This window comes from Pseudomonas sp. AC136, from assembly GCF_979258585.1.
The window spans coordinates 4,022,699-4,034,867 of sequence record NZ_OZ409865.1 but is presented as its reverse complement, the minus strand read 5'-3'; the positions used below and the strand labels follow the sequence as shown (position 1 = coordinate 4,034,867).

The following is a 12,169-nucleotide window of genomic DNA, read 5'->3' as shown; positions in this document are numbered from 1 at the left end:
AGTATACGACCGAAGTAGCGCGATGGTCAATCCAATCCCCAGCAACAGCAAAGCCCGCATGAAGCGGGCTTTGCTGTTTAATTGGTACCGAGAAGGGGACTCGAACCCCTACAGCCTATGGCCACTACCACCTCAAGGTAGCGTGTCTACCAATTCCACCACCTCGGCAATTAACGCACTTACTTCTGCTCTGGAGCTTGAGGTACGTCGCTAGCGTTAGACGCTGGCTTTTGCTCTTCGAGCACCGGCACATCTTCTGCGACCGGTTTTTGCTGCGGCACTTCCAACACCGCTGGATCTGGCAAACCTGCCTGACCCAACATGTGAGCTTTTTCCTTAGCAAAGAAGCCTAAGCCCAAGCTAGTAATGAAAAAAGCGGCTGCAAGTATAGCAGTAAAACGACTAAGAAAGGTAGAGGAACCTTGGCTACCAAAAACAGTGGCCGAAGCACCCGAACCAAACGAGGCACCGGCATCGGCACCTTTACCCTGCTGCAGCAATACGAGCGCAACTACGCCCAAAGCCGCCAGCAGATGCAGAACTACAACGATAGTTTCCAGCATTTCTTAGTTTCCTGCGGCGCGACAGATCGCACCAAACTCATCCGCATTCAGAGAGGCTCCACCAATGAGCCCCCCATCGATATCCGGCATGCCGAACAATTCAATCGCATTGGCCGCCTTAACACTGCCGCCATAAAGAATTCGTACACCGCGAGCCACTTCAGCATCGCTAGCGCTCAGTTGCGCACGAATAGCTGCGTGCACGTCCTGCGCCTGCTCTGGCGTTGCAGTTAGGCCCGTGCCAATGGCCCAGACCGGCTCGTACGCAATGACCGCACGAGCAAACACTTCAACACCGAGCGCTTCTATCACGCAGCTCACCTGGCGATTCACCACCTCGATGGTCTGACCTGCTTCGCGCTGCTCCAGGGTTTCCCCTATGCACAACACGGGCTTCAAACCAGAGGCTTGTACAGCGGCGAACTTACGAACAAGCAGGTCATCTGTTTCGCCCAGCACCTGACGGCGCTCGGAATGACCTACAAGTACAAACTCACATCCTGCATCTGCCAGCTGACTTGAGGCGATTTCGCCTGTCAGCGCTCCCTGCTCGGGAACAGCAGCGCAATTCTGCGCGCCTACGGCGATGGACTTGCCTTTCACGCCAGCCAACACGTCGTTGATATAAAGGCTTGGCGGAAAAACCGCTACCTCTACACCACCCGTCAAAGCCACCGCGTGCAAGCCATTGATCAACTCAGCGACGCTGGCGCGGGTACCGTGCATTTTCCAGTTACCAGCTACCAAAGGGCGACGCATGCTCTACCTCGTCGATCAAAGTGGGCGCAGATGCTACCCAAGACATTAAGGATTAGCAAGCCGAATCAGGCACAGACTTCGGTAACTATTTTAGCTAATTCATCAGCATAGCTACGCACCTGGGCTTCGTCGTCACCCTCGACCATCACACGAACCAAAGGTTCTGTGCCGGACTTACGCAACAACACGCGCCCACGCCCACCCATACGCTCGGTCACGCGGGCGCAGGCATCGGTAACTGACGGGTGAGAAACCGGGTCGACGCCACCAGCAAACCGCACGTTAACCAACACCTGCGGACATTTACGCAGCCCCTGCCGGGCCTCAGCCAGACTCTTACCCCAACGACGCAACGCCAACAGCACCTGCAACGCGGCAATGATGGCGTCCCCGGTAGTAGTGTGTTGGAAGCACACGATATGACCGGAGTTTTCACCGCCAATCTGCCAGTTACGCTCGAGCAGTTCGCTGATTACGTAGCGGTCGCCGACATTGGCGCGCACGAAGGGGATGTTCAGATCGGCCAGCGCCAACTCAAGCCCCAGATTGCTCATCAGCGTCCCAACGACGCCGCCCTGCAGCTTGCCGAGTTCTTGGAGATCTCGAGCAATGATGTACAGCAGCTCATCGCCATCGACCAGAGCCCCCGTGTGATCAACCATCAGCACACGGTCGGCATCTCCATCGAAGCCGATGCCAAGATCCGCACCATGCTCCACAACGGCTGCCTGCAGCGCGCCCATGTGCGTGGAGCCGCAGTCATCGTTGATATTCAGGCCGTTAGGGGAAGCGGACAGCACCGTGACGTGGGCGCCTAGTTCGCGAAATACGCTAGGCGCAATTTTGTAAGCAGCGCCATGAGCACAGTCCACCACCAGTTTTAAACCGGCGAAATCGGTGCTGGTTGGCACGCTGCTCTTACAGAATTCGATGTAGCGGCCAGCGGCGTCATTGATACGCGACACTTTCCCGAGCTTCGCCGACTCCACCACCGTCATCGGCGCGTCGAGCAGCTCTTCAATCATCAGCTCCAACTCGTCCGGCAATTTGGTGCCCTGGCCGGAGAAGAATTTGATGCCGTTGTCGTCGTGCGGGTTGTGCGAGGCGCTGATAACGATGCCCGCTTCAGCGTGGAAGGTGCGAGTCAGGTAGGCGATGGCTGGGGTCGGCATCGGGCCGAGCAACATCACGTCGGCGCCCGCAGCAGACAAACCCGCCTCCAAGGCAGACTCAAACATATAACCGGAAATTCGCGTGTCTTTACCGATAAGCACACGGCAGGCACCCTGCTTACGAAACGCCATGCCCGCCGCCCAGCCGAGCTTAAGCATGAAATCTGGAGTGATCGGGAATTGACCTACGCGCCCACGGATGCCGTCGGTGCCGAAATATTTTTTGCCCATTTGCTCTCCGATCTCCTTAATCTGCTGCTTGCACAGCAGCAATCATGCGCACCACGTCGACGGTTTCCGCCACGTCATGCACACGCAAAATATGTGCGCCCTTCGCTACTGCCAAAGCGGCCAATGCAAGACTGCCGTGCAGTCGGTCGCCGACTTCTCGACCCAGCGCCCGACCAATCATGCTTTTACGCGAGACGCCGACCAACAACGGCCGGCCGAGCGCGTGCAAGGCGTCCAAGTGCTTAAACAGCGACAGATTATGCTCAAACGTTTTGGCAAAGCCGAAACCAGGATCCAGCACTACACGCTCGGAGCCAATCCCAGCCGCTACACAAGCGGCCGTGCGCTCAGCCAGGAAGTCTCGCACCTCAGCCACGATATCTGCATACACCGGATTGTCTTGCATGGTGCCCGGCTCGCCGCGCATGTGCATCAGACACACCGGCAAGCGGGTGGCCGCTGCAGCTTCTAGCGCGCCGTCACGCTGCAACGAGCGGACGTCGTTGATCAGCCCGGCACCCAGCCGCGCTGACTCGCGAATCACAGCGGGTGTGGACGTATCGACAGAGATGATCACATCCAACTCGCGCGCAATCGCCTCGACCACCGGCGCCACGCGCTCCAATTCCTCAACCGGCGATACGGCCCGTGCTCCCGGGCGCGTTGACTCCCCGCCGACGTCGATAAGCGTAGCGCCTGCAGCCACCATGTCGGCGGCGTGACGCAACGCCAGATCGACGCGACTGAAGCGCCCGCCGTCAGAGAAAGAGTCGGGGGTCACGTTAAGAATGCCCATCACGTGCGGGCGGCTTAAATCAAGAAACCGGCTACCACAAGGTAGCCGGTTCGGGTGTTGCGTCAGAGACATGTCAGGCCTTAATGCTCAGCGGCTGGACCACCGATAGGTTTTTCAGGCACTTCAGCAGGATCTTGTTTGCTGATCGTAGAACCGGAATCGCCATCATCCTGCCAGTCGCGGGGCTCGCGTGGCGTGCGGCCATTCATGATGTCGTCGATTTGATCAGCATCGATCGTTTCGTATTTCATCAACGCGTCGCACATGGCGTTTAGCTTGTCGCGGTTTTCTTCGAGCAGACGTTTGGCGGTTCCGTAGCACTCGTCGATGATGCTGCGTACTTCCAGGTCGATCAATCGAGACGTGTCTGCAGACATGCTGCTCTGCTGACCGCCACCACCGCGACCCAAGAACACCTCACCGTCTTCTTCGGCATACATGAGCGGGCCTAGTTTTTCCGAGAGGCCCCACTTGGTCACCATATTTCGGGCAATCTGGCTGGCGCGCATGATGTCGTTCGAAGCGCCGGTGGTGACGCCGTCAAAACCCAACGTCATTTCTTCAGCAATACGGCCGCCGTACAGCGAGCAGATTTGGCTAATCAGCGCTCTCTTCGACAGGCTGTAGCGATCTTCTTCCGGCAGAAACATGGTGACGCCCAGCGCCCGACCACGAGGAATGATCGACACTTTGTAAACCGGGTCATGCTCAGGAACCAGGCGACCAACGATGGCGTGGCCTGCCTCATGGAACGCAGTATTGAGTTTCTCTTTCTCCGACATGACCATGGATTTGCGCTCAGCGCCCATCATGATTTTGTCTTTCGCCAGCTCAAACTCTTTCATTTCGACGATGCGCTTGCCAGCACGAGCCGCAAACAGCGAAGCCTCGTTGACCAGATTCGCCAGATCGGCACCGGAGAAACCCGGCGTACCACGAGCAATGACCGCAGGCTTAACGTTGTCGCCCATGGGCACTTTGCGCATGTGCACTTTCAGAATTTGTTCGCGACCGCGAATGTCTGGCAGCCCGACCACAACCTGACGGTCGAAACGACCGGGACGCAGCAAGGCAGGGTCCAGCACGTCCGGACGGTTAGTGGCGGCAATGACGATGATGCCGTCATTCATTTCGAAGCCGTCCATCTCAACCAGCAACTGGTTCAGTGTCTGCTCGCGCTCATCGTGACCACCGCCCATGCCGGCGCCACGATGGCGGCCGACGGCGTCGATTTCGTCGATGAAGATGATGCAAGGAGCGTGCTTTTTGGCTTGTTCGAACATATCGCGAACGCGGCTGGCGCCAACGCCGACGAACATTTCCACGAAGTCCGAACCGGAAATGGTGAAGAACGGAACCTTCGCCTCACCAGCAATGGCTTTAGCCAACAGAGTTTTACCCGTACCCGGTGGGCCCACCATCAATACGCCACGGGGAATACGGCCGCCCAGACGCTGGAATTTACCCGGATCACGCAGGAACTCGACGAGCTCGCCCACTTCTTCTTTAGCCTCGTCGCAGCCCGCAACGTCAGCCAGAGTGGTTTTGACCTGGTCTTCAGAAAGCAAGCGCGCCTTGCTTTTGCCGAAGCTCATCGGGCCGCCCTTGCCGCCCGCGCCGCCTTGCATCTGGCGCATGAAGAACATGAACACGGCGATGATTACCAAAATCGGGAAGCTGGCAACCAGCAACTGAGTCCAGATGCTCTGCTGCTCAGGCTTCTTGCCTTCGACGGTGACGTTGTTGTTGATCAGATCACCGATCAGCCCGCGGTCTTCGATCATCGGCCGCACTGTGGTGAACGGCTTGCCGTCAGTGCCAATGCCCGTAATGGTGAAGCCTTCGATGGTGACTTTTTGCACGCCGCCGTCTTTGACCTGCTCGATAAATTGCGAGTAGTTCAGGGTCTGGGGCTCGCTCGGACTGGAGAAATTGTTCATCACCGTCACCAGGACGGCAGCGATGATCAGCCACAAGATCAGGTTCTTTGCCATGTCGTTCAATTAGCTACCCTCTGAAGCAGGCCCCACGCGGGACGAACCTCGCATTACGGCTGGATATTGATCCGCCTAACTTACTACACAACTTCCGAACCTAGGCAGGAAGCGTCTGTAACCCTTTATGAGGCATTGCCGTGAAACGGCAAAACAACGCTCGACTCTTACAACGTTCGACTGAGCCCTGTCTTCAGGGGTTCAATCTTGCGCCCCGCGAAAGCCGCGAGCTAGCAGATATTGCTCGCGGGACCGGTCACGAGAAGACAGCGGCTTACGCATCTGCACCTTCTCGAACATGGTTCGCACTTGCTTGTGATACGTATCGAAGCCTTCACCCTGGAAGATTTTGATTAGGAAGTCGCCACCTGGACGTAAGACCTGACCTGCCAAATCCAGCGCTAACTCGCATAGATACATCGCACGCGCTTGATCCGCCATCTTCACCCCACTCATATTGGGGGCCATATCCGAAATCACAAGGTCCACCGGATGATCGCCGACCGCCTCGAGTATCTGGGCGAGGACGGACTCTTCCGTGAAATCGCCTTGAATAAAGGTGACGTCAGGAATGCTGTCCATTTCAAGGATATCGGAGGCTATCAGCCGACCTTTATCCCCGAGCACCCGACTGGTCACCTGCGACCAACCACCAGGAGCAGCGCCAAGGTCAATCACTGTGTTGCCGGGCCGCAAAATGCGATCTTTTTCCTGGATCTCTAACAATTTGTAGCTGGCACGGGAACGGTAGCCGTCCTTCTGCGCCATTTTTACGTACGGGTCGTTGAAATGCTCTTTCAACCAACCTTGACTTGTTTTGGAACGTGCCACTGGGCACCTCAACATTAACGGGGCGTGATTAACTGGGCGGTACCGAGGGCGCTCGGTTAAACTAGCCGCCGCTTTTTACAAGATCAGACGCAGGGGTCAGATTATGCCGCTCACTCAGGAGCAGAAGAAACAGTACAAATCTATCGGTCACCATCTAAAACCGGTATTGATTGTTGCTGACAATGGTTTGACCGAAGGTGTGCTCGCCGAACTGGAGCGCGCGCTGACTGATCACGAACTGATCAAGATTCAACTAAGAATCACCGAACGCGAAAGTCGCTTGGCTGCTATTGAAGAACTGTGCAAAACCGCGAAAAGCGATTTGGTGCAGGTCATCGGCAAGATGGCGCTTATCTACCGCAAGAATCCGAAAGTGAACAAACAGCTGTCGAACGTCACCCGTTTTAGCTGATTGCCATCACTCGTCAGTGGCGCGCCGTGCGTGCCCTGGCTGCCTCGCCGTCCGGCACTGGCTGTAGAACCAACAGCGCACCGCATAACGCTAAAACCAAAAACGAGAACAACTGCAACCGCAGGGCGTCCGGCTGCCAGCGATGCAGAGCGCCATACACCAGCGCCACGAGCAAACTCGCGACCAGAAGCTGACCGCGAACATCGCGCCACAACGATGAAATGCGCTCGGCCTGCAGCAATACAAGCATCTGCAGCACCAGCCCACCCGCTGCCAGTAACACCAGCAGCGGACTCAGCGTGTTGGCGATTTCCTCGACGAGCATCGGTGCAAGACCGATCCGCTCCAGCGCAGGCAATACCACGAAGTGAAGCAACCACAGGCCGCCAACCCAGAAAGTCTGAGCCAGCCGCCAGGTGACTACCCCAACATCGAGTGGACGGGCTTTAGATATGACGAACCTCGACAATCTCGTACTCAATCAACCCGCTCGGCGTACGCACTGGAACCACATCGCCTTCTTCCTTGGCGATCAATGCGCGAGCGATTGGTGAGCCTACGGAAATTTTCCCGAGCTTGATGTCCGCTTCGTCCTCACCAACGATCTGGTAGGTCACGCGCTCGTCAGTTTCAACGTTCGCAATTTCCACCGTGGTGCCGAAAATCACCTTGCCGGTTGGCGCGATGGCGGTCACGTCGATGACCTGAGCGTTTTGCAGCCGACCTTCGATATCGCGAATGCGCGCCTCAACCATACCCTGCTGTTCACGCGCGGCATGGTATTCAGCGTTTTCCTTCAGGTCACCCAATTCGCGGGCCGTGCCGATGTCCTGGCTGAGCTTCGGACGCACGACCTTGGTCAAGTGGGCGTGTTCTTCTTCCAGGGCGCGAGCGCCCTGAACGGTCATTGGGTACTTGATCATGCTTTCAATCCTGCATGCAGATCCTGCAAGCGGCGAACGGTCTTCTCGGGACCAAACTTCAGCGCTTCACAGATAGCCTCGCCCGCTGCAATCGTGGTGGTGCAGTAAATCTTGTGCTGCAGCGCGTTGCGGCGAATGGAGTAAGAGTCGGCGATCGACTGACGACCTTCAGTGGTGTTGATGATCAGCGTGACTTCGTCATTTTTGATCATGTCGACCACGTGCGGACGGCCTTCGGTCACCTTGTTCACACGACGCACTTTCAGGCCAGCCGCTTCGATCAGCTTGGCAGTGCCAGCAGTAGCGACGATTTCAAAACCCAAGCTAATCAGGTCGCGAGCGACGCCTGCAACCAGCGGTTTGTCATCGTCACGCACGCTGATAAAGGCGGTGCCGCCCGTTGGCAAGATTTCGCTGGCGCCCATCTGAGCTTTAGCGAACGCCTCGCCGAACGTGTCGCCCACGCCCATCACTTCACCGGTCGACTTCATCTCTGGGCCGAGGATCGGGTCAACGCCTGGGAACTTGGCGAACGGGAACACGGCTTCTTTCACGCTGTAGAAGTTCGGAATGATCTCTTCGGTCAGACCTACTTCTTTCAGGGTTTTGCCGGCCATGACGCGAGCCGCGATCATCGCCAGGGAAACGCCGATGCACTTGGACACGAACGGCACGGTACGCGAAGCACGCGGGTTCACTTCAATAACGAAGATGTCCTCGCCCTGCACGGCCATCTGCACGTTCATCAAACCCACTACACCGAGCTCCAAGGCCATCTTTTTGACCTGTTCGCGGATCTCGTTCTGGATGTGGGCTGGCAGCGAATACGGCGGCAGCGAGCAAGCCGAGTCACCGGAGTGAACGCCGGCCTGTTCGATGTGCTGCATGATGGCGCCGATAACTACTGTCTCGCCGTCGCACACCGCGTCGATGTCGACTTCGATGGCGCAGTTAAGGAAGTGATCAAGCAGCACAGGGCTGTCATTCGAGACCTGCACGGCCTCACGCAGATAGCGCTTGAGCTCTTCTTCTTCGTAGACGATTTCCATCGCCCGACCGCCCAGCACGTAGGACGGACGCACCACCAGCGGGTAACCAATTTTGTTGGCCGCGCGAATGGCTTCCTCTTCGCTGCGCACGGTGGCGTTCGGCGGCTGGCGCAAGTTCAGGCGCTCAACCATCTGCTGGAAGCGCTCGCGGTCTTCGGCGCGGTCGATGGCATCCGGCGAGGTGCCGATGATGGGCACACCAGCTTCTTCCAGGGCACGCGCCAGTTTCAGCGGGGTTTGGCCGCCGTACTGCACGATCACGCCTTTAGGCTGCTCAACGCGGACGATTTCAAGCACGTCTTCCAAGGTTACCGATTCAAAATACAGGCGGTCCGAGGTGTCGTAGTCGGTCGAAACGGTTTCCGGGTTGCAGTTGACCATGATGGTTTCGTAACCATCGTCGCGCATCGCCAAAGCGGCGTGTACGCAGCAGTAGTCAAACTCGATGCCCTGACCGATACGGTTCGGACCACCGCCCAGAATCATGATCTTGTCGCGGGTCGACGGATTCGCTTCGCACTCTTCCTCGTAGGTCGAATACATGTAAGCGGTGTCGGTGGAGAACTCGGCCGCACAGGTGTCCACGCGCTTGTAGACCGGCAGCACCTTCAACTTGTGACGGTGGCTGCGCAGGTTTTTCTCGGTCACACCCAGCAGCTTGGCCAAACGGGCGTCGGAGAAGCCCTTGCGCTTGAGCTTGTACATCACGTCGCGATCAATGGACGACAAGCCCATGGTCTTGATGCGCTCTTCGTCTTTGATCAGGTCCTCGATCTGCACCAGGAACCAGTGATCGATTTTGGTCAGCGCAAAAATGTCGTCGCAGCTCATGCCAGCGCGGAAGGCGTCGGCCACATACCAGATGCGCTCAGCGCCCGGCACGGTCAGCTCACGCTTGAGAATGCCCTTGGCTTCCGGATTACTCAGGTCGAGCTTCGGATCAAAGCCGTTCACACCCACTTCAAGACCGCGCAGAGCTTTCTGTACGGACTCTTGGAAGGTGCGACCGATGGCCATCACCTCACCGACCGATTTCATTTGCGTAGTCAGGCGGGCGTCGGCTTTCGGGAATTTCTCAAAGGCGAAACGAGGAATCTTGGTAACGACGTAGTCGATAGCCGGCTCGAACGAGGCCGGGGTTTTACCGCCAGTGATGTCGTTCTGCAGCTCGTCGAGGGTGTAACCAACTGCCAGCTTGGCGGCGACCTTGGCAATCGGGAAGCCGGTGGCTTTCGAGGCCAGCGCGGAGGAGCGAGAAACCCGTGGGTTCATCTCGATCACGACCATACGACCGGTGTCCGGGCAAATACCGAACTGCACGTTCGAGCCGCCAGTTTCAACGCCGATTTCACGCAGCACTGCCAGCGAGGCGTTGCGCAGAATCTGGTATTCCTTGTCGGTCAGGGTTTGCGCCGGAGCCACGGTGATGGAGTCACCGGTGTGCACGCCCATCGGGTCGAAGTTCTCGATGGAGCAAACGATGATGCAGTTGTCCTTTTTGTCGCGGACCACTTCCATCTCGTACTCTTTCCAGCCGATCAACGACTCGTCGATCAGCAGCTCTTTGGTCGGCGACAGATCCAGACCACGGGCGCAGATTTCTTCGAATTCTTCACGGTTGTAGGCGATACCGCCGCCCGTGCCGCCCATGGTGAAGGACGGACGGATAATGCACGGGAAGCCGAGCTTCTCGAGCACCGCGTTGGCCTCTTCCATGTTGTGGGCAATACCGGAGCGCGGACAGGCCAGGCCGATGTCTTTCATGGCCTTGTCAAAACGCGAGCGGTCTTCGGCTTTGTCGATGGTGTCGGCATTGGCGCCGATCATTTCCACGCCGAACTTTTCCAGAACGCCGTGGCGCTCCAGGTCCAGGGCGCAGTTCAGTGCGGTCTGGCCACCCATGGTTGGCAGCAGTGCGTCTGGACGCTCTTTTTCGATGATCTTGGCAACGGTTTGCCACTTGATCGGTTCGATGTACGTGGCGTCGGCCATGGCCGGGTCGGTCATGATGGTGGCCGGGTTGGAGTTCACCAGAATGACCCGGTAACCCTCTTCGCGCAGGGCCTTGCAGGCCTGGGCGCCGGAGTAATCGAACTCGCACGCCTGGCCGATAACGATGGGGCCGGCGCCGAGGATCAGGATGCTTTTAAGGTCTGTACGTTTTGGCATTTTCTACTCTCGAATCCTTTGGTCAGTCGGCAGGCTTAACGGCGCGCGGCCATGGCTTCGATGAATCGGTCAAACAAAGGAGCAACGTCCAGCGGACCCGGGCTCGCTTCAGGGTGGCCCTGGAAGCTGAAGGCAACCTTGTCGGTGCGCTCAATGCCTTGAAGGGTGCCGTCGAACAGCGACTTGTGCGTAGCGCGCAGGTTGGACGGCAAGGTTGCTTCGTCCACTGCGAAACCGTGGTTCTGGCTGGTGATCATCACCACGCCGGTGTCGAGGTCTTGAACCGGGTGGTTGGCACCGTGGTGACCATGACCCATTTTCACGGTCTTGGCGCCCGAGGCCAGCGCCAGCAATTGGTGGCCGAGGCAGATGCCGAATACCGGAATCTCGGTTTCCAGCACTTCTTTAATCGCTTGAATCGCGTAGTCGCACGGCTCCGGATCGCCTGGGCCGTTAGACAGGAAGACGCCGTCCGGCTGAAGCGCCAGCACTTCGCTGGCTGGCGTTTGCGCCGGCACCACGGTGACGCGGCAGCCACGCTCAACCAACATACGCAGGATGTTCAACTTCACGCCGTAGTCGAAGGCGACGACATGGTGCGGCAGCTCGCTGGCGTCGATATCCGGGTGGCTGTCGGTCTTCAGGTTCCAGACACTGGAGCGCCATTCGTAGCGCTCGGTGGAGCTGACCACTTTGGCCAAGTCCATGCCTTTCAAACCGGGAAAGCCACGCGCGGCTGCCAAGGCTTGCTCGTCGGAGATGTTGTCGCCAGCCAAGATGCAGCCGTTCTGGGCGCCTTTCTCACGCAGGATGCGGGTCAGGCGGCGCGTGTCGATACCGGCGATAGCCACAACGTTGTTGGCTTTCAGGTAATCCGACAGCGACATGGTGTTACGCCAGTTGCTTGCCACCAATGGGAGATCGCGTATCACCAGGCCGGCGGACCAGACGCGGTTCGACTCGGCGTCTTCCGGCGTGGTGCCGGTGTTGCCGATATGGGGATAAGTCAGGGTAACGATTTGTTGGGCATAGGAAGGATCGGTGAGGATTTCCTGATAGCCGGTCATAGCAGTATTGAACACCACCTCTCCGACGGTTTGACCGTCGATTCCAATGGCTTCGCCGCGAAAAATGCTGCCATCAGCAAGGGCGAGTATGGCTGGCTTAGTCAAGAAGACCTCCGGTAAATCAAGCCTGACGGGGCGTACGCAGGTTGTAAAAAAGCGGGATGACGCTTAGACACGTCACCCCGCTTTTTTGAGAATCACTT

The 12,169-nt window shown here is 57.7% G+C and carries 11 protein-coding genes and 1 tRNA gene; 1 reads left to right on the top strand and 11 read right to left on the bottom strand.

Annotation, left to right across the window (positions count from 1 at the left end; translation table 11 throughout):
- Window positions 1-82: 82 nt before the first annotated feature.
- The 7 genes from ACZZZU_RS18045 to rlmE form a co-directional block, all read right to left on the bottom strand.
- Window positions 83-168, bottom strand: a tRNA-Leu gene (locus ACZZZU_RS18045).
- Between the two features lie 11 nt (window positions 169-179).
- Entirely contained in the window at window positions 180-563 is a 384-nt protein-coding gene (gene secG / locus ACZZZU_RS18040; RefSeq protein ID WP_122493063.1) for a preprotein translocase subunit SecG, read from the bottom strand.
- 3 nt (window positions 564-566) lie between these two features.
- A complete protein-coding gene (tpiA, locus tag ACZZZU_RS18035) occupies window positions 567-1,322 on the bottom strand; it encodes a triose-phosphate isomerase (RefSeq protein ID WP_463551377.1) in 756 nt (251 codons plus the stop codon).
- 65 nt (window positions 1,323-1,387) lie between these two features.
- Window positions 1,388-2,725, bottom strand: a complete 1,338-nt coding sequence (glmM, locus tag ACZZZU_RS18030; RefSeq protein WP_122493065.1) for a phosphoglucosamine mutase — start codon at window positions 2,723-2,725, stop codon at window positions 1,388-1,390.
- Between the two features lie 16 nt (window positions 2,726-2,741).
- Window positions 2,742-3,593, bottom strand: coding sequence for a dihydropteroate synthase (gene folP / locus ACZZZU_RS18025; protein WP_463381676.1), 852 nt, complete (start codon window positions 3,591-3,593; stop codon window positions 2,742-2,744).
- Window positions 3,594-3,601: 8 nt separating this feature from the next.
- The gene (gene ftsH, locus ACZZZU_RS18020) at window positions 3,602-5,515 is read right to left on the bottom strand and encodes an ATP-dependent zinc metalloprotease FtsH (protein ID WP_122493067.1); all 1,914 of its coding nucleotides are present in this window, start codon (window positions 5,513-5,515) and stop codon (window positions 3,602-3,604) included.
- A 201-nt stretch (window positions 5,516-5,716) separates the two neighbouring features.
- A complete protein-coding gene (gene rlmE, locus ACZZZU_RS18015; RefSeq protein ID WP_122493068.1) occupies window positions 5,717-6,346 on the bottom strand; it encodes a 23S rRNA (uridine(2552)-2'-O)-methyltransferase RlmE in 630 nt (209 codons plus the stop codon).
- Window positions 6,347-6,449: 103 nt separating this feature from the next.
- Between rlmE and yhbY the strand changes: the two genes are divergently transcribed.
- On the top strand, window positions 6,450-6,758 hold the full coding sequence (yhbY, locus tag ACZZZU_RS18010; protein WP_122493069.1) for a ribosome assembly RNA-binding protein YhbY: 309 nt from the start codon (window positions 6,450-6,452) through the stop codon (window positions 6,756-6,758).
- A 13-nt stretch (window positions 6,759-6,771) separates the two neighbouring features.
- On the opposite strand, the gene ACZZZU_RS18005 is transcribed toward yhbY, so the two are convergent.
- From ACZZZU_RS18005 to carA, 4 genes are all read right to left on the bottom strand, one after another.
- Complete coding sequence (locus tag ACZZZU_RS18005) at window positions 6,772-7,134, bottom strand: MFS transporter (RefSeq protein WP_463381674.1); 363 nt, start codon at window positions 7,132-7,134, stop codon at window positions 6,772-6,774.
- A gap of 70 nt (window positions 7,135-7,204) precedes the next feature.
- Complete coding sequence (gene greA / locus ACZZZU_RS18000) at window positions 7,205-7,681, bottom strand: transcription elongation factor GreA (RefSeq protein WP_463381673.1); 477 nt, start codon at window positions 7,679-7,681, stop codon at window positions 7,205-7,207.
- A complete protein-coding gene (gene carB / locus ACZZZU_RS17995; protein WP_122493072.1) occupies window positions 7,678-10,899 on the bottom strand; it encodes a carbamoyl-phosphate synthase large subunit in 3,222 nt (1,073 codons plus the stop codon). The genes greA and carB overlap by 4 nt, the downstream gene beginning before the upstream one ends.
- A 35-nt stretch (window positions 10,900-10,934) precedes the next feature.
- Entirely contained in the window at window positions 10,935-12,071 is a 1,137-nt protein-coding gene (carA, locus tag ACZZZU_RS17990) for a glutamine-hydrolyzing carbamoyl-phosphate synthase small subunit (RefSeq protein WP_122493073.1), read from the bottom strand.
- Between the last annotated feature and the right edge of the window lie 98 nt (window positions 12,072-12,169).